Source organism: Streptomyces sp. NPDC043427, from assembly GCF_056436655.1.
In genome coordinates this window covers 251,004-273,391 of sequence record NZ_JBWKCC010000003.1, presented here as the reverse complement: position 1 = coordinate 273,391, position 22,388 = coordinate 251,004, and the positions used below count along the sequence as shown (strand labels likewise).

The following is a 22,388-nucleotide window of genomic DNA, read 5'->3' as shown; positions in this document are numbered from 1 at the left end:
TTCCGTGTATCCGTGAGGTGTAGGCCATGTCCTCGGTGTCCGTCCCCGTCGCACGCACCAAGGTGGCCCTGGTCACCGGAGCCGACTCCGGCATCGGCCGCGCCACCGCCGTCCGACTGGCCCGGGCGGGGATGGACGTGGGCATCACCTGGCACAGCGACCTCAAGGGCGCCGAGGAGACCGCCGACGAGGTCCGCGCCCACGGGCAGCGGGCCGTCGTGGCCCAGATGGACCTCACCCGGCTGCCCGTCGCCGCCGGCACGGTCGACGAGCTGTGCGACCGCCTCGGCCGCATCGACGTCCTCGTCAACAACGCCGGCACGGGCACCATGACGCCCTTCGTCGACCTGGAGCTCGACACCGTGCGCGAGGTCCTCGACGTGGACCTCGTCGGCCCCTTCCTGTGCGGGCAGAAGGCGGCGCGGCACATGATCCAGCAGGGCGACGGCGGCCGGATCGTCAACGTCACCTCCGTCCACGAGCACCAGCCGCGCGTCGGCGCCGCCCCGTACTGCGCGGCCAAGGGCGGGCTCGGCCTGCTCACCCAGGTCATGGCCCTGGAGCTCGCCGAGTACGGCATCACCGTCAACGCGGTGGCGCCCGGTGAGATCGCCACGCCCATGACCGGGCAGGAGGACGTCGACGTGGAGTCGAAGCCCCGCCCCGGCGTGCCGCTCGGCCGCCCGGGGGACGCCCGCGAGGTCGCCGCCGTGATCGCCTTCCTGGCCGGCCCCGAGGCCTCGTACGTCACCGGCGCCTCCTGGTCCGTCGACGGCGGAATGCTGCGCATGGGCCCCCAGGCGGGCTCGCACCTGGAGCGGGACGACTGGCGGCGCCCCTGAGCCCGCGATCGCGGGCACGGGCCGCCGGGGCGGCGGTGGTCGCTCCGCCGCCGGGATGCCCCGTACGCGCCACTCGCGCGGTTTGCGCTCTACGCTCTATTCATGACCGAAAGCGCGAGCCCGCACATCACCAACCCGCGGATCCTGGTGCTCGGGGTGCAGCCGGGCACGCCGCCGTTCCGCATCGTCGAGATCGACGGCCAAGTAGTCGGTTTCGCGAGGGCCGTGACCGACGTGCTGGAGGCGGCCGCCGCCTTCGGCATCACCGTCCACGACCTGGACGATCCGGATGTGGTCCGGTGGGTGGGCGGCGACAAGTTCACCTGGACCCGCCACTGAGCGAGGGGTCCGAGCCCGAGCCCTTGTAACCCAGGGTCGCATTCCGCATGACGTAAGGTGCCTGCCGGGGTGGAAGACCAGAGGGGGACGAGTGGCGCCGGAGTCGGTGCGGTTCGCGGTCCTCGGACCGGTTCGGGTCTGGCGGGCGGGGACGGAACTGGAACCCGGACGACCGCAGGAACGGGCGCTGCTGGCACTGCTGTTGGTGCGGGCGGGGCAACCGGTCGCCGTGAGCGAGATCGTCGACGTGCTGTGGGGCCGGTGCCCCCCGGACAGCGCCGTCAACGTGGTCCGTCGGCATGTCGGGTCGCTGCGCCGTCTGCTGGAGCCCGGCCTGCCCACCCGGGCGAGCGGCCACTGGCTCCTGCGGGGCGCGGGCGGATACCGGCTGCTGACCGACGCCGACTCCCTGGACCTGCTGCGGTTCCGCGCGCTGCGGGCCGAGGCACAGCGGGCGGTTCTGGACGGGGCGCCCGCACGGGCCGTGGAACTCCTCACCGAGGCGCTGTCGTTGTGGCGGGGACCGGTCGCCTCCGGGATCCCCGCCGAGGCGCGCGCCCACGCCGCGTTCGGCTCACTGAGCGGTGAGCGTCTCGCGACCGTCAAGGAGACCGCCGATGTCGCGCTGAGCGCGGGCGCCCCGGACGTGGCCCTGCCCCGGCTCCGGGAGGCCGCTGCCGACAGCCCGTTGGACGAACCCCTGCTGGCCAGGCTGATCCTCACCCTGGCAGCCACCGGCCGACGCGCCGAGGCGCTCCACACCTACGACACCGTGTCGGCCCGGCTCGCCGACGAGTTGGGCATCGACCCGGGACCGGAGCTGCGCGACGCCCACCGGACGGCGCTGGGCGACACGGCAGCCACAGGGTCCGGAGGCCCGACGGGCTCCGCGGATCCCGTCGGTGCGCGGGCGGCCTCGCTTCCCATCCCCACGCAACTGCCGCACGACCTGCCGACGTTCACCGGACGGCGGGCCGAACTGGACGAGGTGCTCGCGCTGCTGCCGAGCGACGCACAGCCGACCGGGACGGTGGTGATCAGCGCCATCGGCGGCATGGCCGGGATCGGCAAGACGACGCTCGCCGTGCACTGGGCCCACCGGGTCGCCGGCCGCTTCCCCGACGGGCAGCTCTACGTCAACCTGCGGGGCTTCGACACGTCCGGGGCGGTCATGAGCCCCGACGAAGCGGTCCGGGACTTCCTGGACACGCTCGGGGTGCCGCCGGAACGTGTCCCGCACGGCCCGGACGCGCGGGCCGCCCTGTATCGGAGCCTGCTGGCGGGGCGCCGGTACCTCGTCCTGCTCGACAACGCGCGGGACGCCGACCACGTACGGCCGCTGCTGCACGGCACGCCCGGCAGCCTCACCATCGTCACCAGCCGCAACCAGCTTCCCGGTCTGGTGGCGGCCCACGGGGCCCATTCCCTCACGCTGCGTCAGCTCGACACCGACGAGGCGCGAGAACTCCTCGTCCGCCGCCTGGGCGCCGAGCGGGTCGCCGCCGAGCCGGACGCGGTCGCGGTGATCACCGCGCTGTGCGCCGGACTGCCCCTGGCCCTGGCCTGTGTCGCCGCCCGGGCGGCCACCCACCCGCACTTCTCACTGTCGGCCATCGCGGCCGAGCTGCGGGCGGCGCACGGCAGCCTCGACGCGTTCACCCGGGCCGACACGTCCGCCGATGTCGGCGCGGTCTTCTCCTGGTCCTCCAGCGCCCTCTCGCCCGCCGCCGCCCGCCTCTTCCGGCTGCTCGGACTGCACCCGGGCCCGGACTTCACCGCACCGGCCGCGGCGGCCCTCGCCGGGCTCGCGGTACGCCAGGCACGGCTGCTGCTGACCGAGCTCGCCGGCGTTCACCTCGTCAACGAGCCCACCCCCGGCCGGTACGCCTTCCACGACCTGCTCCGCTCCTACGCCGCCGAACTCGCGCACACCCAGCACAGCGAGGCCGACCGCCGGGAGGCCGTGGACCGGCTGTTCGAGCACTATCTGCACACCGCGCACGCCGCCCGTCTGCTGATCGCACCGCAGGATCACACGCTGCCGCTCGCGCCACCCCCGGCGGGGACCGTCCCCGAGCCGCTCGCCGACGCCGAGCAGGCTCTGGCCTGGCTCACGGCCGAGTACGCGGTTCTGTTCGCCGTCATCGACGCCGCGGCGCGCTCCGGAGCGGGGCGCCTCGCCTGCCTGCTCGTCTCGTCCCTGGAGCGCTTCTTCGACCGTCAGGGGCACTGGCACGACTGGCTGGCCGTCCAGCGGACCGTGCTCGACGCGGCCCTGCGGCTGTCCGACCCCCTCCTGGAAGCACACGGCCTGCGCGGACTTGGCCGCGTGGAGGTCCGGCTGGGGCTGCGCGACGAAGCCGCTCCCCACCTGGACCGCGCCCTGGACCTCTTCACCGGGCTGGGAGACGACGTCGGGAGAGCATATGTCCACCTGGTCCTCGGCTGGCAGGCCGAGCAGCGGGGTGACCTCCGTGACTCGCTCCGGCACTACGAGCTGGCCCTGGAGCTGTTCCGGACCACTGACGCACCGGCCGCGCAGGCGCTCGCCCTCAACGCGGTCGGCTGGAGCCACGCGACACTCGGGGAGTACCGACAGGCACTCAGGTACTGCCACGAGGCGCTGACCATGCTCCAGGAGCTCGGCAACCGCATCGGCGAGGCCGCCACCTGGGACAGCATCGCCTACGCCCACCACCACCTCGGCGACCACGCGCAGGCCCTCGTCGGCTACCGCAACGCACTAGCCCTGTACCGGGAGGTGGGCGTGCCCGCCGAGGAGGCCGGATCCCTCATCCGCATCGGCGACACCCACCGGGCGACGGGCGACCACGAGGCCGCCCGCGCCGCCTGGCACAGCGCCCTCACGATCCTCACCGACCTCGCCCACCCCGACGCCGAGCGGGCCCGCGCCCGGCTCCGGGAGCTCGGCGCGAACCCGCTCGGCGTCGGATGAGCCTCAGACGAGCACGACGGCGAACAGGGCGAACGCCAGGACGATGATGCCGACGCGGACGATGCGAATCATGTCAGTACTTGGTTGTCTAGCACTGCTAGGGTACGGCCATGCTGGTACGGCCATGCTGGTACGGCCATGCTGGTACGGCCATGCCGGTACGGCCTGTGTGACGCGATCATGATGGTGGCATGACACAACCACCGTTCGACGTGGACGACTTTCTGCGGCAACCCCTCACCGCGCGCCTGGCGACCAACGGGCCGACGGTGCGCCCCGTCTGGTACCTCTGGGAGGACGGGGCGTTCTGGACCCTGACCGGCCCCTGGACCCGGATGTACGCACGTGTCCAGGAGGATCCCCGGGTCGCGCTCGTCGTCGACGCATGCGACCTCACGACGGGCCTGGTCCGCCAGGTGATCGCCCGCGGCCGCGCGCGGCTCGTTCCCTTCGACGTGGACAGAGGGCGACGCAAGCTCGTCCGCTACCTGGGGACGGACGAGAGCCGGTGGGACGAGCGGTTCGTCCGGTACCTGTACGACGATCCCGTCGAGCGCGGCACGGCCTGGCTGCACCTGGCTCCCGCGTCGCTCACGGCGACGGACCTCAGCTATGCACCGCCCGGCTGAGCCGACGGCCCAGCAGGAGGTAACCGATCAGCGCTCCCGTCGTGTTGAGGATGACGTCGTCGATGTCGAAGGCGCGCCCCGTGACCAGCGCGCCCTGGGCGCACTCCACCAGGAGCATCACGAGTGCGGTCAGGGCCAGCACCCGCAGGAAGCCGCGCGTCCTGGGTGCCACGACCGGCAACAGGACGCCGAACGGCACGCCCAGTAGCACGTTCCCGCCGATCTGCTTGACCGCGTCCCGCAGCGCGGGCTGGTCCAGGTAGGCCCTCAGGGAACGGCCCGGGTGCAGGTTGGTGTGCGTCAGCGCCTGCGACGCGGGGGAGGGCTGGAGCGTGAGCCGGGCCAGCACCACGGCGAACGCCAGCATGAAGGCGAACGCCAGCAGTGTCGCCAACAGGCGGAGGGGCAAGGGGAGCCGCCGACGGGCCTCGCGGGGCGGTTTCGACGCCTGGCCGGACGTGGCCGACTTGGTGGTGCGCAGGCGCAAGACAGAGCGGACCATAAGGTTCTCCAGACTTCAACTTCCCTGCGTTGTAAAGCTGTTACCCCGGAAAGCGGTGACCAGTCCACAGCCGCTCGCCCCGGCCCTGCCGGGTACCCGGTTTCCGTTCCTGCGCTCGGGGCACTCCGGTGGAGACCCGCGCGCGCCGCCACACCCCGGGACGGGCGCGGTGCTTGGATGCCCGAAAGAGCGAGGCCGAGGAGGTGGCGCATGGACCGGCGTACGACGCTCCTCACAGCGGCCGAACTGCTGGGCTGGTGGGCCTCCCTCGCCGCGCTGTGGCTGGTCCTCATCAGCACCGTGGACACGCTGGAACTCGCGGTGGGCGCGGGCGCCGCGGCCGTCGGCGCTCTCGCGGCCCGAGGCGCACGGCGGGCGGTGACCGACCGGTGAACGGCTGGATCCTCGCCGCGACACTGGTCCTGGCCGGGGGAGTGGGGGCGACCCTGTGGGGCGTCGCCACCGGACCACTGCGCCGCCGCGTGATCGCCCAGAACCTGACCACCGCCCTGGCCTGCCCCGCCCTGCTGCTCCTCGCCCAGGGCTACGACCGCCCCGCCTACCTCGACGTCGCCCTGGTCCTCGCACTGCTTGGCCCGGTCGGCACCCTCGTCTTCGCCCGGCTCCTGGCCGACGAACTCGCCGGGGAGCCACCGCGTGCCTGGCGAGCGACCTGGGCGGTCGCGGGCCTCGGCACGGTCGTGGTGGCCGTCCTGTGCGCGGTCACCGCACCGGGCCGCGGGACGGCGAAGCTCCTGGTCACCGGCGCGCTGCTGATCGGCGGCAACGTCGTCGCCTCCCGGGCCCTCTCGGGCGGGTTCAGCGGGGTCCGCCGTGGCTGAGCTTGTGAGCGGACCGCGACGAGGTGTGTCGTGACCGACGCCGTCATCGTCGTGGCCCTGCTCACCGTGGCCGCTGCCGCGACCGTCGCCGTCGCGACGCGCGACCCGGAGCGACAGGCCCTCGTCCTGTCCGTCCTCGGTGTCGTGCTCGCCGTCCTCTTCACCGTGCTCCAGGCGCCCGACGTGGGCCTGTCGCAACTGGCCGTCGGATCCGCCGTCACGCCGCTGCTGTTGCTGCTGACGGTCCGCAAGGTGCGGCGGCGCGCACGCGAGAAGGAGCCGCGCTCGTGAACCGGCGCCTGCGGCTGTGGCTCGTGTACGCGGGCGGCGCGGGGCTCGCCGCCCTGCTGGTGGCCGCCTGCTTCGACCTGCCGGGCTTCGGCGGCGACCGGCACCCCTACGGTGACCGGGCCGTACGGGCGTCGCTCTCCCGGCACACCGCCAACACCATCGCCTCCGTCAACTTCGACCAGCGCGCCTTCGACACGCTCGGCGAGATGAGCATCCTGTTCGCCGCCGTGCTCGGCTGCGTCGTCCTGCTGCGGCAGACCCGCGACGAACACCGCGCCCCGCCCGAACCCGCCGAGGTCGCCCGGCCCGTACGCGGCTACGCCCTGCTCGTCCTGCCCGCCGCCCTGCTCACCGGCCTCTATGTGATCGCCCACGGGCAGCTCAGCCCCGGCGGCGGCTTCCAGGGCGGCGTGGTCGCCGCGACCGCCCTGCACCTGCTGTATCTGGGCGCCGACTACCGCGCTCTGGAACGCGTCCGGCCCATCGGCCTGTTCGAGGTCGGCGACGCGCTCGCCGCCTCCGCCTACCTGGTCACCGGCCTCGCGGCCGTCCTCGTCGGCACCGCCTTCCTCGCCAACACACTGCTGCCGTACGGCACCTTCAACACGCTGTCCTCCGGCGGCACCGTGCCGCTGCTGAACGCGGCCATCGGCATGGAGGTCGCCTGCGCGGTCGTCGTCCTGCTCGCCCGCTTCCTGGACCAGGCCGTCGAGATCGAGAAGGACAACGGGGAGAGGGGAAGGGGGGAGAGGGCAAGGTGAGAGTGCCGTGATGGACGTACTGCCGTACCTGGTCGCCGTCTGGATCTTCCTCGTCGGCTGCTACGGTCTCGCCACCAGCCGCAACCTGATCCACGCCGTCGGCTGTCTCGCCGTCTGCCAGTCCGGCACGTACGTCCTGCTGCTGGCCGTCGGCTACCGCGACGGAGCCACCGCCCCCGTCTTCTCCGACATCAAGCCCGGCTCGCGGCCTGTGGTCGACCCGGTCGTCCAGGCCCTGGCCCTGACCGACGTCGTCGTCGGCGCCACCGTCACCGCCCTCCTGCTCGCCCTCGTCGTGCAGGTCGCCAAGCGGCACGGGACGGTCGATCCCGACGAGCTCTCGGAGCTGCGCGGTTGATGAACCACCTTCTGCCCCTGCTCGTCGCCGTTCCCCTCCTCGGGGCGGGGCTGCTGGTCGCCGGGGGCCGCCTGCTGCCCCGGGCCGCCGCCGAGACGATCGGCTGCGCGGTCTCCGCCGGCACGGCCGCGCTCGCGCTCGTCCTCCTCCTCGACTGCTCGCCGCCCATGGTCGAGTGGGTCGGCGCCTGGCAGCCGGTGAACAGCCGCAGCGTCGGCATCGTCGTGGTCGGCGACGGGCCAGGCCTCGGGATGGCCGCGCTCGCCTCGCTGCTCACACTGTCCGCGCTGGTGTACTCCTGGCACTACTTCGAGGAACCGCCCCGCCGGCACGCGGGCTCCTTCCCGGCACTGATGCTCGTCTTCCAGGCGGGCATGTGCGGCTTCGCCATCGCCGGGGACCTCTTCGACGCCTTCGTGTTCTTCGAGCTGATGAGCGTCGTCGCCTTCGCGCTCACCGGCTACCGCATCGACGAACCCAAGGCCGTGCAGGGCGCGTTGACCTTCGCGGTCGTCAACTCCCTCGGCGCGTACGCGATGCTGATGGGCATCGGCCTGCTGTACGGGCGCACCGGCGAGCTGGCGATGACACACATCGGGCGGGGCCTGGACGCGCACGGCCGCCCCGACGCGTTGGTGCTCGCGGCCTTCGTCCTCGTCCTGACCGGCCTGCTGGTCAAGTCCGCCGCCGTGCCCTTCCACCTCTGGCTGCCGGACGCGCACGCCGTCGCCCCCACCCCCGTGTGCATGCTGCTGTCCGGCGTCATGGTCGAACTCGGCGTGTACGGCGTCTGGCGCGTCTACAACACCGTCTTCTCCGGGCCTGGCGGCATCCCGGTGGCCGACCTGGAGCGGGTACTGATCGTGCTGGGCGCCCTCACCGCCGTGATCGGCGCCGTCATGTGCTGGTACCAGCGGCACATCAAACGGCTCCTCGCCTACTCGACCGTCGCCCACACGGGTCTGTTCCTCATCGGTATCGGCGCGCTCGAGCCGGAGGCTGACGACGGCATCGCGCTGTACGTCCTCGGCCACGCGGGCGTGAAGGCGGCCCTGTTCGCCTGCGCGGGCATCCTCCTCGACCGCTACGGCAGCGTCGACGAACGCGCGCTGCACGGGCGGGCCCGGGGGCTGCGCGGCGTCGCCGTGATGTTCACCGTCGGAGCCCTCGGCCTCGCGGGGCTGCCGCCGTTCGGCACGGCACTCGGCAAGGCGGTCACCGAGGAGGCCGTGGGCGGGCCGCTCACGCTGCTGTACGTCCTCGCGTCGGCGGTCACCGCGGGAGCCGTCCTGCGGGTCGCCGCACGGGTGTTCCTCGGCCTGGGGCCCCCGCCCCAGGAGGAGGAGTACGAGACGACCGGCACCGGCGAGGAGCCCGAGACCCGGGAGCGGCTGACCCGGATCCCCGACACCATGACCGCGGTCCCGGCGGTGCTGCTGGCCGGGGCGCTGGCCGTCGGCACGGCCCCCGGACTCGCCCATGTCGTGGCGCACGCCGTGAACGAGGCCGGGTCCGGGGGAGCGCCCGCCGCCGTGCATCGGACCTTGACCGGAGCCCTGCTGGGCGTCCTGTCCACCCTGCTGGCCGTGGCCTTGGCCGCCGTGGCCGTCACCCGGCCCGGACTGCTCGCCGCACCGGACCGGGCGCTGCCGCTCAGGCGCCTGCAGTCCGGGCACATCGGCGACTACGTGGCATGGCTGCTGGTGGGCGCCGCACTGGTCGGCGCCCTCGCCCTGCCGGGCGTGCTCGGCACCTGAGGTACCTGAGGCACTGAGGCCCTGAGGCACCTGAGGCGCCTGAGGCGCCTGAGCACCCGGGCCGGATGATCAGGCGTCGAAGGAGACCTTCACCTCCTTGAAGCCGAGGGAGCGCAGCAGGCCTTCGAGCATGTTGGTGGTGTTCGTCTCGGCACGCTTGGTCAGCTCGCTCTCCTTGGCCGCCTCCCCGATGTGCCGTACCGCGAGCTTCTGCACGGCCTGTTCGCTGTTGGGGTTGTCCGAGAAGAAGTCGCCGAGTCGGTCGAGGAGACCACGCTGTTTGGACACCGCGTACGAGCGATCGGTGTCCAGCGCCGGCTTGCCGAGCTGGGCGTGGGGCAGGCGGAGCGAGGCCGACGTACGGTCGTCGTCGACCGTCACGTCGTTCTTGCCGACCTTGCCGAGGTCGACGTAGGCGTCGACGGTGCCCGCCCCGACGTACAGGGTGCGGGAGCCGCGGATCGCGTCGGGCAGGAACTTGGCGTCCTTCTCCAGGTCCACGACGACCTGGAAGTTGCCGGAGGCCGCGTCGTAGCGGCTGATGTCCTGGATGGACTCGAGCAGCGCGGGCCCGGAGCGGTCGTGGGTCTCCGTGCCGAACAGGTCCTTCAGACCGGGGAGCACACTCAGCCGGATCCCGGCGAAGAACACGACGAGCACGATCACGACGGCACTCACGACCTTCGCCCAGCCGGGCATCCGCCTGGACACGCGCCTGATGGGAGTCGTCATGGCGACGGCCCTCCTTCCTACAGAGCGGATGCCCCCGCAACGCCCCCGCCAGACCGCCGCTTTGACCGATCATGCGCGCACGGGCCGCCGGACCGGACGATCCCCCGACGGGCGGGACCACCACACGCCCTCGCCGTGGGTGAGGCCCGGCAGCCTCAGCTCGACCTCGCGCACGTGCCGGGCGGGCAGCTCCCCGGTGATCACCCACGCCGTCGATCCGCCCGTCGTCTCCTTGAACTCCGCTCCGAAGGAGGCGAGCTGAGCGGTCACGGGGGCCAGCGCGTCCGGCGGGACCTCGGTCTCGAAGGCGTGGTACGGCTCGTACACCCGGGTCCCCGCCCGCGCGAGCGCCCGTCGCAGCACGATCGGGGTGAGACCGCGGAAGTCGGCCGCGGTGCTCAGGGGGGCGGAGAAGCCGGAGCGGATCAGGGTGACGCGGTAGTCGGTGACGGCCCAGCCGTGCGGTCCGCTCAGCAGGGTGCTGTGCACGGTGTCCTCGATGGCCTGGTGGAAGGCGCGGGGCAGCGCCCCGAGTTCCGTCTCGTACGTGAACACCCCGCCGGAGCCGTGCGGTCCCGGCTCGACGCGCAGCCCGATCGTCGCCCAGTACCTGGTGTGGTCGAGCCACGGCAGCTCCTCCCACGCCTCGCCGGTCCCGGCCGGCCGCTCCAGAAACCGGACCCGGCCGGGCTCGAACTCGGCCTCGATGCCGAAGTCCTGGGCGAGGGTCGCCGCGACCACCTCCAGCTGGACCTCGCCGTACAACAGCAGTGCGGTGGCCCCGTCGGCCGCGGGACGGGCGTGCAGCAGGGGGTCCTGGTCGGCCAGGGCCAGCAGGGCGGAGCGCAGCCGCGCCGCCTGTTCTGGGTGGCGGGCCCGGGCCACGGTCTCCAGGGTCGGCGGCGCGAAGTGCGGTGCCCGGTCGCTGAGTTCGCCGAGCCGGTCGCCCACGCGCAGACCGGAGGCCCCGGTCAGGGTCGCGATGTTGCCGCCGGTGAGCGGTCCGGGGCGGCCGATCACCTCCAGGCGGTTGGCCCGTCCGGGGACCTCGGTGGTCCGGCCGTCGGCCTCACGGCGCAGGAAGGTCAGCCGCTGACGCTGCGTCACCTCACCGTCGTAGAGCCGCAGATACGCGGTCCGCTCGCCGCCGGGTCCGGGACGTACGGCGAACACCGTGCCGCGCGGGGCGGCGCCGGTCGGTGCCTCGGGCGCGGGGGCGGGTTCGGGTTCGGGGACCAGTCGGACGAGGCCCTCGACGAGCTCGGCGACGCCCTGGCCGCCGAGGGCCGAGCCGAAGTACACGGGGTGCACTGAGCCGTCGGCGGTGCGTGCGGCGAGCGCGGCGCGCAGGGTGTCCGGGGTCGGGGCGGGGCCGTCCACGACCGCCGCGAGGATGTCGGTGTCGACCTCGGCGAGGGTTTCGGCGGCCTGCTGGGTCAGGGGGCGGGGCGCGACGCGGGCGTCGGGGGTGCCGATGCCCGTGACCCGCGTCAGCGGGACGACGTGCGGGGTGAGTCGGCGCCGGATGTCGGCGAGCAGGCCGTCGGCGCGGGCGCCCGGGCGGTCGATCTTGTTGACGAAGACCAGCGTGGGCAGCCGCAGCCGCCGCAGGGTCCGCATCAGCACCCGCGTCTGCGCCTGCACGCCCTCCACCGCGGACAGCACCAGGACCGCGCCGTCCAGTACCTCCAGGGCGCGCTCGACCTCGGCGATGAAGTCGGAGTGCCCGGGGGTGTCGATGAGGTTGATCTGTGTGCCGTGCGCGGTGAACGCGGCGACGGCCGAGCGGATGGTGATGCCGCGCTGTCGCTCGATCGCCCCGTCGTCGGTGCGGGTGTCACCGCCGTCGACGCTGCCGAGGCGGTCGACGGCGCCGTGGTCGAACAGCAGCCGCTCGGTGAGGCTGGTCTTACCGGCGTCGACGTGGGCCAGAATTCCGATGTTCAGGGTCTGCATGCGTGGTCGCGTCCTCGAGAACCGTCGTCCAGTGGGGGAGCCGGGTGTTTTCGAGGAGTCGGCGCATGCGGGTGATCCTGACGTGAGGGAATGCGGACGGCACCATCATGGCGCAAGGTCCGGGGTGGGCCGCAACGAGTTTTCCGGGTCCGTAGCATGAGGTCGCCCGGACGTGATCATGCGAGGAGCGGATCGTGCGAGACATCGCCGTGTTCAGCGGTAGTGCCCACCCCGAACTTGCCGCCGAGGTCTGCGCCCATCTGGGCGTGCCCCTCAGCCCGACCCGGGTCAGCAGGTTCGCCAACGACTGCCTGGAGATCCAGCTCCAGGCCAACTGCCGGGAGCGGGACGTCTTCCTGATCCAGCCGCTGGTGCGGCCCGTGCAGGAGCACCTGGTGGAGCTGCTGATGATGTGCGACGCTGCGCGCGGGGCGTCCGCGGGACGCATCACCGTCGTCATGCCGCACTACTCCTACGCCCGCTCCGACAAGAAGGACGCGCCCCGCATCTCCCTGGGCGGCCGGCTGGTCGCCGACCTGATGGTGGCGGCGGGCGCGCGTCGCGTCCTCGCGATGACGCTGCACTCGCCGCAGGTGCACGCCTTCTTCTCGGTCCCGGTGGACCATCTGCACGCCCATCGCGAGCTGGCCGCGCACTTCCGGCAGTACGACCTCACGCGCACCACCGTCGTCTCGCCGGACCTCGGCAACGCCAAGGAGGCGGCCGCGTTCGCCCGGTTGATCGGCGCGCAGGTGGCGGCGGGTGCCAAGCAGCGGTTCGCGGACGACCGGGTCAGCATCAGCGCGGTGATAGGCGAGGTCGCGGGGCGGGACGTGATCGTCCTCGACGACGAGATCGCCAAGGGGAGTACCGTCCTGGAACTCCTGGACCGGCTGCGGGAGTTGGGTCCGCGCTCGATCCGGGTGGCGTGCACGCACGGCCTGTTCGCGGCGGGGGCGCTCAAGCGGCTGAGCGAGCAGCCGGACGTCCTGGAGATCGTGTGCACCAACACGGTGCCGGTGCCCGAGGAGGAGCACACCGACAAGCTGCGGATCCTGTCCATCGCCCCGGCGCTCGCCGAGGCCGTGCGCCGGATCCACAACGGTGAGTCCGTCAGCGCCCTGTTCGACCCGCCGACGGCCGGATAGCCGAGGGCGGCGCGGGCGGCGAGGTCGAGGGCACCGAGGTCGAGGGCGCGGTCATAACGTGCCGGACGTGGCCTCGGGGCGGCTGAGGGCCGCGTCCAGCGTCGGGTGCGGGGGCAGCAGGCGGCTCAGGCCGGTGACCCGCAGGACGCGCAGGGTCAGCGGGTGGGTGCAGACGAGGAGCAGCCGCCCGTCGTGCTCTAGCACCCGGCTGCGGGCCCGGTACAGCAGGCGCAGCCCGGAGCAGTCGAAGAAGTCGACCCGGGTCAGGTCGATGACCACCCGGGGGTCGGGACCCGCCGTCACGTCGTCCAGGTGCGGGACGATCTCCACGGCGGCGACGATGTCGATCTCACCGCGGAACTCCAGCACCGTGTGTCCGCGGTCCCGGTGCACACGGAGATGCCGGGTGGGCGCCGCCGGTTCCTGCCGCACGACGACATCGCCTCCAACCTGCTCCGACAGCGGGGTGCGCCGAGCAGCCCCCCGCCCAGCAAGTTACCCCCGATGCAGTGAATTTGAGCATGTTCGGTTGACATATGTCTTCGATTTGCGACCGACTCCTTCAAGGTTTTGTTCACAGCGTTAAGAAAGTGCGTGCCAGGCCTTGGTGAGGGCCTGTCGGAGCTGCTCGGCCTGGTGCGCCGTGAGGTCCCGCACCATCCGCTCCTCCAGCTCCCGCACCGGCCCCGCGTGACGCGCGAGCAGCTCGCGTCCGTCGTCGGTGAGCAGGATCAGCAGCTCCCGTCGGTTGCGCGGATTGCGCTCCCGGCGCACCAGCTCGCGGCCCTCGAGCGAGCGGACGAGATCTGCGATGGACTGGGCGGTGACGAACGAGTCGCGCGCGAGCTGCGCGGCGGACAGTCCGTCGTGCCGTTCCAGCACGGTGAGCGCGGTGTACTGCAGGGCGGTGATGCCGGAGGGTCTGACCAGCTCGTCCAGGTGGGAGCGCACGACGAGCTCCACCTGCTTCACCATGTAGAGCAGCGACGGAGGTGCCTTGGTTTCCTGAGTGCCGAGCATGAACAGAGCGTAGACCATTGACAGGAAACCTGACTGTAATGAGACTGCGCACCAGACGGCGAAACAACAGGAAACCTGTTGGTTGAAATCTTAGCGACGACGCTGAGGAGTGGTGATGACCACCTTCGAGATGGAACCCGGCCGACTGTTCATCGGTGGACAGTGGCGCGAGGCCGCCGACGGAGCGCGCAGCGAGGTGGTCGACCCGTCCCGGGGCGCGGTCGTCACCACCGTCGCGGAGGCGGGCGCCGCCGACGTGGACGCGGCGGTGCGCGCGGCCCGGGAGGCCTTCGATGCCGGGCAGTGGTCCGGCCTGAGCGGCCGCGAACGGGGCCGCGTCCTGCACCGCGTGGCCCAGCTGATCCGCGAGAACGCCGACGACATCGCGCGCCTGGAGAGCCTCGACGTCGGCAAGCCGATCTCACTGGCCCACGCCGTCGACGTCACGAACGCGGCGAACGACTACGAGTACTACGCCTCCCTCGCCTACACCCTCGACGGCGCGCAGCGCGACACCCCCATGAACGCCCACGCCTACACCAAGCGCGGCCCGCTCGGCGTCGTCGCCGCGATCACCCCGTTCAACTTCCCGCTGATCCTCGCCGGCTCCAAGCTCGCCCCGGCCCTCGCCGCCGGCAACACGGTCGTCCACAAGCCCGCCGACGAGACCCCGCTCAGCGCCCTGTACATGGCCGGGCTCCTCCAGAAGGCCGGCGTACCCGACGGCGTGGTCAACGTCGTCACCGGCGCGGGCCCGGTGGCCGGCGAGGCACTGCTGCGCCACCCCGGCGTCGACAAGATCGCCTTCACCGGCTCCACCGCGATCGGCCGGCACGCCGCGAGCATCGCCGGTGAGAACCTCAAGCCCGTCACCATGGAGCTCGGCGGCAACGCGGCCCACATCGTCTTCGAGGACGCCGACCTGGAGAAGGCCGTCGGCGCGATCATCAAGGGCTTCGTCTTCAACACCGGCCAGTTCTGCATGGGCGGCCCCCGCCTGCTGGTGGCGCGCTCCGTCTACAGCACCCTGCTCGGCATCCTCGCCGAGGCCGTCCCCGGTGTACCCGTCGGCGACCCGCGACAGCCCGAGACCGTCGTCGGCCCGATGGCGGCGGAGAAGCACCTGCGCAAGGTCGAGGAGTACGTCGACATCGCCCGCAAGGAGGGCGCCCGCATCGTCTGCGGCGGCGAGCGGCTCGACCTCGACGGCGGCTACTACTACAAGCCCACCGTCATCGCCGACCTCGCCAACGACTCCCGCGTCGTCCAGGAGGAGATCTTCGGCCCGGTCCTCACCGTCCAGCCCTTCGACTCCGAGGACGAGGCCGTCGCCCTCGCCAACTCCACGCCGTACGGTCTGGCCTCCGGCGTCCAGACCAGGAACCTCGCCCGCGCCCACCGCGTCGCCGACCGGCTCCAGGCGGGCATCGTCTGGGTCAACGACTGGGCGATGCTCGACCCCGCCGTCCCCTTCGGCGGTGTCAAGGACTCCGGCTTCGGCCGCGAGTACGGGCCGGAGGCGCTCGCCTCCTACACCAAGGTCAAGTCCGTCGTCGTCTCGCTCGACTGAGCGCCCCAGCCCAGGAGTTCCCGCGATGCCCCTCACCACCCGCGCCGCAGTCGTCGAGTCCGGCGGCGCCCCCTTCACCCTCTCCGACGTCGTCCTCGACGACCCGGCCCCGAACGAGGCGGTCGTCCGCCTGGTGGCCGCCGGCCTGTGTCACACCGACCTCAGTGTGGCGAGTGGCGGACTGCCCTTCCCGCTGCCCGGCGTCCTCGGCCACGAGGGCGCGGGGGTCGTGGAGGCGGTCGGTTCGGCCGTCACCGCAGTGGCCCCCGGCGACCACGTCGTGCTGTCCTTCACCTCCTGCGGCGACTGCCGCAACTGCGACGGCGGCCACCCCGCCTACTGCGCCGGCTGGCTGCCGCTGAACCTGCTCGGCGGACGGCGCGCCGACGGCACGGCCACGGTCAGCCGCGAGGGCGAGCCGCTCGGCGGCCACTTCTTCGGCCAGTCCTCGTTCGCCGAGCGGGCACTGGTCGACGAGCGCAGCCTCGTCAAGGTCGACCCCGACGTCCCGCTGGAGTCCATCGCCCCGCTGGGATGCGGAGTACAGACCGGAGTAGGCGCCGTCTGGAACGTACTGAAGCCGGCGACCGGCAGCACGGTCGTCGTCCTCGGTGCCGGTGCGGTCGGTCTGTCGGCGGTCATGGCGGCCGCGCTCACCCCGGCCACAACGATCATCGCCGTCGACAGGGTCGCCGAACGCCTCGACCTGGCCAGGGAGTTGGGCGCCACCCACACCGTCGACGCCGGTCAGGCCGTCCTCGGTGAGGCGATCGCCGAGATCACCGCCGGCCAGGGCGCCGACGGCATCGTGGAGACCACGGGCAACGTGGCCGTCCTGCGCCAGGGCGTCGACGCGCTGGCCGCCCGCGGCACCCTGGTCATCGTCGGCGCACCGGCCTTCGGCACCGAAGTCGCCCTGGACGTCAACGGGATGCTCGGCGGCAAGCAGGTCGTCGGTCTCACCCTCGGCGACAGCGAGACCCAGAGCTTCATCCCTGCCCTCGTCAAGCTCGTCAAGGAAGGACGGCTCCCGCTGGACCGCCTGATCGGCACGTACGCCTTCGCGGACATCGGCCAGGCGGTCCAGGACATGACCTCGGGCAAGACGATCAAGCCGGTCCTGACCTTCTGACCGTCAGTCGACCGTCAGGACCAGCTTCCCCGTGGTCCGGCCGGTGTCGCCGAGCCTGTGTGCCTCGGCGGCATCGGCCAGCGGGAACGTCCCCGCGATCGTGGGGCGCAGCTTCCCCGCCTCGACAAGTTCCGCGATCGCCAGCATGCCGGCGCGGTCGGCGTCGACCAGGATGAAGGCCGCCCGGACGCCGAGCCGCTCGGCCTCCTCGGAGAACTCCTCCGACCCGACCGGCAGGATGGACACCACCACCCCGCCCGGGCGCAGCACCCGCAGCGAGCGCACCGCGTGGTCACCGCCGATGGCGTCCAGCACCACGTCGACGTCCTTGACGGCCTCTTCGAAGTCGGTCTCCCGGTAGTCGATCGCCTCGTCCACGCCCAGTTCCCGCAGGTAGTCGTGCTTGCCCGCGCTCGCCGTGCCGATGACGTACGCCCCGCGCGCCTTGGCGATCTGCACGGCCACGTGCCCGACCCCGCCGGCCGCCGCGTGGATCAGCACGCGCTGCCCCGGCCGCACGTCGGCCGTCTCCACCAGCGCCTGCCACGCCGTCAGCGCGACCAGCGGCAGCGCGCCGGCCTGCACATGGTCGATCGCGGCGGGCTTGTGCACCAGCGCCCGGGCCGGGACGGTGACGTACTCGGCGTGCGCACCGTGGCCGTACGGGTAGGGCACCATGCCGAAGACCTCGTCGCCGGGTGCGAAGGCGGCCACGCCGAACCCCGTCGCCTCGACCACACCGGAGACGTCCCAGCCCAGGACGAAGGGCGGCGAGCCGAGGAAGACGCCGAGGGCTCGGTGCTTCCAGTCGGTGGGGTTGACCCCCGAGGCCCGTACCCGGACCAGTACCTCGTTCGCTCGCGGCGCGGGCCGCTCCAGCTCCACTTGCCTCAGCACCTCGGGACCGCCGAGGACGTCCTGACTGATCGCGCGCATCGTGTTCACATCGCTCATGGTGACCAAGCCTGCCCGGGAACGACCATGGGGAAAATGGCACGATGGCCAACCTTCGCTAGGATCGTGCCATGCGAACGCGCAAGCGCCCGGAGCGAGTTGTCGTCCTGGCCCTCGACGGGGTCTATGCCTTCGAGCTCGGCATCCCCAGCAGGATCTTCGGCACGACCGACGGCCGGTACGAGGTGGTGACGTGCACCGTCGACGGCCAACCGGTGCGCACCAACGCCGACTTCAGCGTCACCGTCGAGCACGGCCCCGAGGTGCTGGAGACCGCGGACACCGTCGTCGTCGCGCCGATCTCGCCCGCCCGCGTCACCGCCGAACTCCCCGCGGAGGTCGCCGCCGCCCTCGCCCGCATCCCCGCGCAGGCACGCATCGTCTCCATCTGCACCGGCGCCTTCGTGCTGGCCGCCGCCGGGCTCCTCGACGGCCGCCGGGCGACCACCCACTGGCTGCTCGCCGAGCAGTTCCGGAGCATGTTCCCGCACGTCGAACTCGACCCGGGCGTGCTCTTCGTGGACGACGGCCGCATTCTGACCTCGGCCGGGGCCTCCTCCGGTGTGGACGTCTGTCTGCACATCGTGCGGGAGGACCACGGCAGCAAACTCGCCAACGCCGTCGCCCGCTGCTGTGTCGTCCCGCCGTTCCGGGACGGCGGCCAGGCCCAGTACATCGAGCAGCCGGTGCCCGAGTCGGCGGCCACCAGCACGGCCGCCACCCGGGCTTGGGCCCTTCAGCGCCTCGGGGAACCCCTGAGCCTGGCCGACCTCGCCGCGCACGCCCGGATGAGCCTGCGCACCTTCGCCCGCCGCTTCAACGACGAGGTGGGCCTCAGCCCTGGCCGCTGGCTGATCCAGCAGCGCGTCGCCCACGCCCGGCACCTGCTGGAGGCCAGCGACCTCTCCGTGGACCAGATCGCGGGCGAGGTCGGCTTCGCGACCGGCGCGTCCCTGCGCCAGCATCTGCACGCGGCGATCGGGGTGTCGCCGCAGGCGTATCGGCGGACGTTCCAGGAGGTGCGCTGAGGGGGAGCGAGCGCGTCGTCCGTGAACGTTCCTGATCTCTGCGGCGTCGAAGGAACACAGGGACGACCGGAGAACAGGGGCGGGGATGCGCAGAGGGTTCGTGGTGGTGGCGACAGTGCTGGCCGTGACGGCGGTGGGGTGCGGCGGCGAGGAGGACGTGGTGGTCGAGGGCACCCCGCCCGCGACCCCGTACGCAGGACCACTGCACGTGCCCGCGCGGGACCTGGACGAGGACAGCGTGCGTGCCATGCGCGTCGAGTCGGGGGCCGCGGGCCGGGCTCTGGAGTGCGACGGCGAGATCCACTCGGGTGGCGAGGGCGAGCGGTGGAGCGAGGGTGACGGCGGGGAGACTCCCGAGGACGGCCTGAAGCTGTACTTCGACATCGACCAGCCCGACCTCCCACGGTCCGGCTACCGGGTCGAGCGCGAGGACGGCGACCGGGTGCTGTACTCCTTCGACGTCCGCGGCCGCACCAAGGTCGCCGTCGTGGTCACCAAGGACCGTGCGGGCGCTCCCGGTTGGGGCCCCGAGACGACAGCGTCCTGCAACCCGGCCGAATTTCCCGCCGACTTCACCGACTCACTGCCGTACGAGATCTGGACCGACGAGCACGGGCGCCGGGTGCAGACCACGCGGATCAGCAGCTCGGCCGGCTCCGCCCACTGCGACTGGCAGGAGGCGCACTTCCTGGAGCTCGGCGCGGGCGAGGACGCCCGCTTGTACGCCCGCGACCCCGACGGCGTCCTCGAACCCGGCATGCTGACCGCCCCGTACGACGGGGACGTCCGGATGCCCGTGGGCGCCCACGACACCGGATACCGGTTCCGCGACTGGCGGTTGTGGCTGACGGACGATCCGGCGAAGGCGTACGTCCGCACGCCCGACGGCGTCGAGGCCTGGCCGCTGGTGAAGGAAGGCACGGGCTGCCGCTGAGCCGCGCTCGCGCCTCACCGACTGGCGTGCAGGGCGACCAGGAGTTGCCAGACCTGGTCGGCGACGGCCTCGGGGCTCGCGTCCAGGAGACCGTGCAGCCAGTCGGCCAGCACCCCGGCGAAGGTGGCGGCGACGGCCGAGGCGACCAGCGGGGCGTCCGCCGCGCCGGCGCGCTCGCGTTCACGCAGGCTGTAGGCGCGCAGGTCCCGGTGCAGGACCCGGCCGAGCGGGCCGCCGCCACCCGGGCTCAGCAGGGCCCGGTACAGCCCGGCGTGCGGGGTGAGGGAGGCGAAGAACTCCGCGAGCGCGGGCGGCGCGTGCACCGGGTCGGGCCGGCCCCGCCAGGCGTGCAGCGCCTCCACCGCCTCGCGTACGACGTCCGCGCAGGCGTCGACGGCCAGGGCCTCCAGGTCGGCGTAGTGGACGTAGAACGTGGCCCGGCCGACCCCGGCGCGCCGCACCAGCGCGGCCACGCCGACCTCCGCGAGGGGCCGCTCGGCGCACTCGGCGAGCAGGGCCTCGCGCAGCCTCGCCCGGGTGCGCGAGGCCCGCGGATCCTCCTGGGCGCCGCGCGTCACTGCGCGATCAGGACGGCGGTCAGGGCGAGCGCGCCCGGCAGCGCCTGCGCGACCAGGATGCGCCGGTTGGCGGTGGCCGCGCCGTACACGCCCGCGACGATCACGCACGACAGGAAGAACACCTGCGCGCGGAAGCCGGTCGGGTCGGCGGCGACCAGCCCCCAGACCAGACCCGCCGCGAGGAACCCGTTGTAGAGCCCCTGGTTGGCCGCCATCGCCGCGGTCGCCCGCGCCATCTCCGGGTCGAAGCCGTGGAACGACATCCCCGGCTTCTTCTGCCACAGGAACATCTCCATCACCAGGATGTACCCATGCAACACGGCCACCAGCCCGACCAGCACACCCGCCAGGATCTCCATGCTCGTCCCCGCCCTTCGCCCACGCTTCCTGGACAGGTGTCCAGGACAGCATGCAGAGCATAGCTGGACACGTGTTCAGGAACCAACGCTCAGGATGAGTCCCCGTAGCGGGTGGCCAGCGTGGTGGCGCGGTTACGCAGGGAGGTGCGCAACGACGCGGGGGCCAAGGCTTCCGCGTCCGTGCTGAGCTGCCACAGCGCCCACTCGGCATGTCGTAGATCTTGGAACGTCACCTCCAGCCGCAGCCAGCCGTCCGCGTCGGGTTCTGCGGCGCGGACGGCTACCGCGGTGCTCAGCAGGTCCTCCCGCCGCTCCGGGTTCACCCGTAACAGCACGACGAGATGGTCGCTGGACAGGAACTGAGCGCAGCGTTCCCGCCAGACCCGGTCCAGATCGACCCGGCTCGGTCGCTGTGCCGGTTCGGGGAGTTCCTCGGCGGCCGACACCCGCGACAGCCGGTAGGTGCGGTCCGCGCCGGATCTCGTGGCCAGCAAGTAGCCCCGGTCGCGCACGGTGACCAGGCCGACCGGGTCCACCGTGCGCCACTGCGGTGTCTGGTCCGCGGCCGCGTAGTGGATGCGCAGTTTGTGTCCGGCGAGTACCGCGCGCCGGATCTCGATCATTGTCGTGTCGGGCACCTCCTCGGTGACCGGCCGACGTGAGAGCAGGTCGGTCTCCGGCTCGACGAGAAATCGCTGGACCGCGTCGCTCGCGGTGGCCCGATGGGTTTCGGGCAGTGCGTCAACCACCTTGCGCATGGCCGAAGCGAGCGCCGAGCCGAGGCCGAACGCCTGCTCGCCGCGCCCCGATCCGGCGGTCAGCAAGGCAAGGGCCTCGTCGTGATTCAGTCCGGTGAGCTCGGTCCGGAAACCGGGCAACAACGCGAACCCGCCGTGTCGGCCACGCTCCGCGTAGACCGGGACGCCGGCTGCGGACAGCGCCTCGATGGCGCGCAGCACGGTACGGGTGGATACCTCCAGCTCGCGGGCCAGCGTGTCCGCAGTCAGCCGACCGCGCTGACGCAGCAGCAGGACCAGCGAGACCAGCCGATCGGCGCGCATGCGGGAACCGTACCGAATACATGACCAAGGGTGTCGTGATTTGTTGGAAGGGTCGTGATCACCGACGTCGACGAGGGCGGCTACCGCGCCGGTGGACGTACGTACTCCCGATGAACCGAATGGAGCTGATGTGGCAGTGGAACGAACAGCGGTCAACCCGGTGACGTGGTCGGTGGGAATGGGATTCAATCAGGGTGAGATCGTCTCCGGACACACCCGGACCCTGTACTGCTCCGGACAGACCGCGATGAGCGGCGACGGCAAGCCCCAGCATGACGGTGACATGGCCGCACAGTTGGCGCTGAGCCTAGACAACCTGGAGGCCGTGCTCGGCGAGGCCGGCATGTCCCTCGCGAACCTCGTCCGGCTCAACGTCTACACCACCGACGTCGATCTGCTGTTCCCGCACTACGGCGTGCTGGCGTCGCGGTTGGGTGCCGCCGGGGTGGCACCGACCACCACGATGCTCGGGGTGACACGGCTGGCCGTCCCCGGCCAGATGGTCGAGCTCGAGGGGACCGCCGTCGCGTGATGCGACCTCCCCACCTGTGCTGGGGGGGGGGGGGGGGGGGGGGGGAGGAGGAAAAGGGGGGGGGGGGGGGGGGGGGGGGAACGCCAGGTTTTTTTTTTTTTTTTTGC

Annotated in this window: 25 protein-coding genes; 16 read left to right on the top strand and 9 right to left on the bottom strand. The window is 72.2% G+C overall.

The features are described from left to right. Window positions 1-26 precede the first annotated feature (26 nt). From AC067M_RS08555 to AC067M_RS08540, 4 genes are all read left to right on the top strand, one after another. A complete protein-coding gene (locus AC067M_RS08555; RefSeq protein WP_478696237.1) occupies window positions 27-842 on the top strand; it encodes an SDR family oxidoreductase in 816 nt (271 codons plus the stop codon). 102 nt (window positions 843-944) lie between these two features. Beyond that, the gene (locus AC067M_RS08550) at window positions 945-1,181 is read left to right on the top strand and encodes a hypothetical protein (RefSeq protein WP_478696236.1); all 237 of its coding nucleotides are present in this window, start codon (window positions 945-947) and stop codon (window positions 1,179-1,181) included. 91 nt (window positions 1,182-1,272) lie between these two features. Next, window positions 1,273-4,137, top strand: a complete 2,865-nt coding sequence (locus tag AC067M_RS08545) for an AfsR/SARP family transcriptional regulator (protein ID WP_478696235.1) — start codon at window positions 1,273-1,275, stop codon at window positions 4,135-4,137. Between the two features lie 191 nt (window positions 4,138-4,328). Continuing rightward, the gene (locus AC067M_RS08540; protein WP_478696234.1) at window positions 4,329-4,766 is read left to right on the top strand and encodes a pyridoxamine 5'-phosphate oxidase family protein; all 438 of its coding nucleotides are present in this window, start codon (window positions 4,329-4,331) and stop codon (window positions 4,764-4,766) included. Here the strand turns inward: AC067M_RS08540 and AC067M_RS08535 are convergent. Beyond that, the gene (locus AC067M_RS08535) at window positions 4,744-5,268 is read right to left on the bottom strand and encodes a VanZ family protein (protein ID WP_478696233.1); all 525 of its coding nucleotides are present in this window, start codon (window positions 5,266-5,268) and stop codon (window positions 4,744-4,746) included. The genes AC067M_RS08540 and AC067M_RS08535 overlap by 23 nt on opposite strands. Before the next feature lie 210 nt (window positions 5,269-5,478). Between AC067M_RS08535 and AC067M_RS08530 the strand changes: the two genes are divergently transcribed. From AC067M_RS08530 to AC067M_RS08505, 6 genes are read left to right on the top strand one after another with little or no spacing between them, the layout of a single operon-like run. After that, entirely contained in the window at window positions 5,479-5,661 is a 183-nt protein-coding gene (locus AC067M_RS08530) for a hypothetical protein (protein ID WP_478696232.1), read from the top strand. Further along, window positions 5,658-6,110 carry a monovalent cation/H+ antiporter complex subunit F gene (locus AC067M_RS08525; RefSeq protein ID WP_478696231.1) on the top strand — a complete coding sequence of 151 codons (453 nt, stop codon included), beginning with the start codon at window positions 5,658-5,660 and terminating at the stop codon, window positions 6,108-6,110. Before AC067M_RS08530 ends, AC067M_RS08525 begins: the two co-directional genes overlap by 4 nt. 30 nt (window positions 6,111-6,140) lie before the next feature. Next, entirely contained in the window at window positions 6,141-6,401 is a 261-nt protein-coding gene (locus AC067M_RS08520) for a Na(+)/H(+) antiporter subunit B (RefSeq protein WP_478696230.1), read from the top strand. Next, on the top strand, window positions 6,398-7,162 hold the full coding sequence (locus AC067M_RS08515) for an MnhB domain-containing protein (RefSeq protein ID WP_478696229.1): 765 nt from the start codon (window positions 6,398-6,400) through the stop codon (window positions 7,160-7,162). Before AC067M_RS08520 ends, AC067M_RS08515 begins: the two co-directional genes overlap by 4 nt. Before the next feature lie 10 nt (window positions 7,163-7,172). Continuing rightward, window positions 7,173-7,520, top strand: a complete 348-nt coding sequence (locus AC067M_RS08510; RefSeq protein ID WP_478696228.1) for a sodium:proton antiporter — start codon at window positions 7,173-7,175, stop codon at window positions 7,518-7,520. Next, entirely contained in the window at window positions 7,520-9,277 is a 1,758-nt protein-coding gene (locus tag AC067M_RS08505; protein ID WP_478696227.1) for a complex I subunit 5 family protein, read from the top strand. The genes AC067M_RS08510 and AC067M_RS08505 overlap by 1 nt, the downstream gene beginning before the upstream one ends. A 69-nt stretch (window positions 9,278-9,346) precedes the next feature. Here AC067M_RS08505 and AC067M_RS08500 read toward each other — a convergent pair whose 3' ends face one another. Both AC067M_RS08500 and otr(A) read right to left on the bottom strand, forming a co-directional pair. Next, on the bottom strand, window positions 9,347-10,009 hold the full coding sequence (locus AC067M_RS08500) for a DUF4230 domain-containing protein (RefSeq protein WP_478696226.1): 663 nt from the start codon (window positions 10,007-10,009) through the stop codon (window positions 9,347-9,349). 69 nt (window positions 10,010-10,078) lie between these two features. Next, a complete protein-coding gene (otr(A), locus tag AC067M_RS08495; protein WP_478696225.1) occupies window positions 10,079-11,965 on the bottom strand; it encodes a tetracycline resistance ribosomal protection protein Otr(A) in 1,887 nt (628 codons plus the stop codon). 194 nt (window positions 11,966-12,159) lie between these two features. Here otr(A) and AC067M_RS08490 point away from each other — a divergent pair, with 194 nt between their 5' ends. Continuing rightward, window positions 12,160-13,113: a ribose-phosphate diphosphokinase gene (locus AC067M_RS08490; protein ID WP_478696224.1), complete on the top strand. Its 954-nt coding sequence runs from the start codon at window positions 12,160-12,162 to the stop codon at window positions 13,111-13,113. 51 nt (window positions 13,114-13,164) lie between these two features. Here the strand turns inward: AC067M_RS08490 and AC067M_RS08485 are convergent, their stop codons facing one another. Together AC067M_RS08485 and AC067M_RS08480 are read right to left on the bottom strand one after the other, a co-directional pair. Beyond that, window positions 13,165-13,545: an anti-sigma factor antagonist gene (locus tag AC067M_RS08485; protein ID WP_478696223.1), complete on the bottom strand. Its 381-nt coding sequence runs from the start codon at window positions 13,543-13,545 to the stop codon at window positions 13,165-13,167. A 150-nt stretch (window positions 13,546-13,695) separates the two neighbouring features. Further along, window positions 13,696-14,133: a MarR family winged helix-turn-helix transcriptional regulator gene (locus tag AC067M_RS08480; protein WP_478696222.1), complete on the bottom strand. Its 438-nt coding sequence runs from the start codon at window positions 14,131-14,133 to the stop codon at window positions 13,696-13,698. Between the two features lie 115 nt (window positions 14,134-14,248). Between AC067M_RS08480 and AC067M_RS08475 the strand changes: the two genes are divergently transcribed. Both AC067M_RS08475 and AC067M_RS08470 read left to right on the top strand, forming a co-directional pair. Continuing rightward, the gene (locus AC067M_RS08475) at window positions 14,249-15,703 is read left to right on the top strand and encodes an aldehyde dehydrogenase family protein (RefSeq protein ID WP_478696221.1); all 1,455 of its coding nucleotides are present in this window, start codon (window positions 14,249-14,251) and stop codon (window positions 15,701-15,703) included. Window positions 15,704-15,728: 25 nt separating this feature from the next. Beyond that, the gene (locus AC067M_RS08470; RefSeq protein ID WP_478696220.1) at window positions 15,729-16,835 is read left to right on the top strand and encodes an NAD(P)-dependent alcohol dehydrogenase; all 1,107 of its coding nucleotides are present in this window, start codon (window positions 15,729-15,731) and stop codon (window positions 16,833-16,835) included. 3 nt (window positions 16,836-16,838) lie between these two features. Here the strand turns inward: AC067M_RS08470 and AC067M_RS08465 are convergent, their stop codons facing one another. Then, entirely contained in the window at window positions 16,839-17,789 is a 951-nt protein-coding gene (locus AC067M_RS08465) for an NADP-dependent oxidoreductase (RefSeq protein WP_478696219.1), read from the bottom strand. Between the two features lie 71 nt (window positions 17,790-17,860). On the opposite strand from AC067M_RS08465, the gene AC067M_RS08460 reads away from it, so the two are divergent. Both AC067M_RS08460 and AC067M_RS08455 read left to right on the top strand, forming a co-directional pair. Beyond that, on the top strand, window positions 17,861-18,817 hold the full coding sequence (locus tag AC067M_RS08460; protein WP_478696218.1) for a GlxA family transcriptional regulator: 957 nt from the start codon (window positions 17,861-17,863) through the stop codon (window positions 18,815-18,817). A gap of 85 nt (window positions 18,818-18,902) precedes the next feature. Further along, complete coding sequence (locus tag AC067M_RS08455; RefSeq protein WP_478696217.1) at window positions 18,903-19,751, top strand: hypothetical protein; 849 nt, start codon at window positions 18,903-18,905, stop codon at window positions 19,749-19,751. A 14-nt stretch (window positions 19,752-19,765) separates the two neighbouring features. On the opposite strand, the gene AC067M_RS08450 is transcribed toward AC067M_RS08455, so the two are convergent. From AC067M_RS08450 to AC067M_RS08440, 3 genes are all read right to left on the bottom strand, one after another. Continuing rightward, window positions 19,766-20,329 (bottom strand): TetR/AcrR family transcriptional regulator, encoded by a 564-nt coding sequence (locus tag AC067M_RS08450; protein ID WP_478696216.1) that lies wholly within the window; start codon window positions 20,327-20,329, stop codon window positions 19,766-19,768. Then, window positions 20,326-20,688, bottom strand: a complete 363-nt coding sequence (locus AC067M_RS08445; RefSeq protein ID WP_478696215.1) for a DUF1304 domain-containing protein — start codon at window positions 20,686-20,688, stop codon at window positions 20,326-20,328. Before AC067M_RS08445 ends, AC067M_RS08450 begins: the two co-directional genes overlap by 4 nt. 89 nt (window positions 20,689-20,777) lie before the next feature. Continuing rightward, complete coding sequence (locus AC067M_RS08440) at window positions 20,778-21,749, bottom strand: helix-turn-helix transcriptional regulator (RefSeq protein WP_478696214.1); 972 nt, start codon at window positions 21,747-21,749, stop codon at window positions 20,778-20,780. A 136-nt stretch (window positions 21,750-21,885) separates the two neighbouring features. On the opposite strand from AC067M_RS08440, the gene AC067M_RS08435 reads away from it, so the two are divergent. Then, window positions 21,886-22,281, top strand: a complete 396-nt coding sequence (locus tag AC067M_RS08435; RefSeq protein WP_478696430.1) for a RidA family protein — start codon at window positions 21,886-21,888, stop codon at window positions 22,279-22,281. Window positions 22,282-22,388 lie beyond the last annotated feature (107 nt).

Bases quoted from the DNA above. Each gene is read 5' to 3' on its own strand.
- AC067M_RS08500 (WP_478696226.1), bottom strand. From the start codon at position 10,009: ATGACGACTCCCATCAGGCGCGTGTCCAGGCGGATGCCCGGCTGGGCG.
- AC067M_RS08445 (WP_478696215.1), bottom strand. From the start codon at position 20,688: ATGGAGATCCTGGCGGGTGTGCTGGTCGGGCTGGTGGCCGTGTTGCAT.
- AC067M_RS08530 (WP_478696232.1), top strand. From the start codon at position 5,479: ATGGACCGGCGTACGACGCTCCTCACAGCGGCCGAACTGCTGGGCTGG.
- AC067M_RS08475 (WP_478696221.1), top strand. From the start codon at position 14,249: ATGACCACCTTCGAGATGGAACCCGGCCGACTGTTCATCGGTGGACAG.
- AC067M_RS08460 (WP_478696218.1), top strand. From the start codon at position 17,861: ATGCGAACGCGCAAGCGCCCGGAGCGAGTTGTCGTCCTGGCCCTCGAC.
- AC067M_RS08505 (WP_478696227.1), top strand. From the start codon at position 7,520: ATGAACCACCTTCTGCCCCTGCTCGTCGCCGTTCCCCTCCTCGGGGCG.
- AC067M_RS08470 (WP_478696220.1), top strand. From the start codon at position 15,729: ATGCCCCTCACCACCCGCGCCGCAGTCGTCGAGTCCGGCGGCGCCCCC.
- AC067M_RS08555 (WP_478696237.1), top strand. From the start codon at position 27: ATGTCCTCGGTGTCCGTCCCCGTCGCACGCACCAAGGTGGCCCTGGTC.
- AC067M_RS08440 (WP_478696214.1), bottom strand. From the start codon at position 21,749: ATGCGCGCCGATCGGCTGGTCTCGCTGGTCCTGCTGCTGCGTCAGCGC.
- AC067M_RS08550 (WP_478696236.1), top strand. From the start codon at position 945: ATGACCGAAAGCGCGAGCCCGCACATCACCAACCCGCGGATCCTGGTG.
- AC067M_RS08455 (WP_478696217.1), top strand. From the start codon at position 18,903: ATGCGCAGAGGGTTCGTGGTGGTGGCGACAGTGCTGGCCGTGACGGCG.
- AC067M_RS08540 (WP_478696234.1), top strand. From the start codon at position 4,329: ATGACACAACCACCGTTCGACGTGGACGACTTTCTGCGGCAACCCCTC.
- AC067M_RS08465 (WP_478696219.1), bottom strand. From the start codon at position 17,789: ATGAGCGATGTGAACACGATGCGCGCGATCAGTCAGGACGTCCTCGGC.
- AC067M_RS08535 (WP_478696233.1), bottom strand. From the start codon at position 5,268: ATGGTCCGCTCTGTCTTGCGCCTGCGCACCACCAAGTCGGCCACGTCC.
- AC067M_RS08510 (WP_478696228.1), top strand. From the start codon at position 7,173: ATGGACGTACTGCCGTACCTGGTCGCCGTCTGGATCTTCCTCGTCGGC.
- AC067M_RS08480 (WP_478696222.1), bottom strand. From the start codon at position 14,133: ATGCTCGGCACTCAGGAAACCAAGGCACCTCCGTCGCTGCTCTACATG.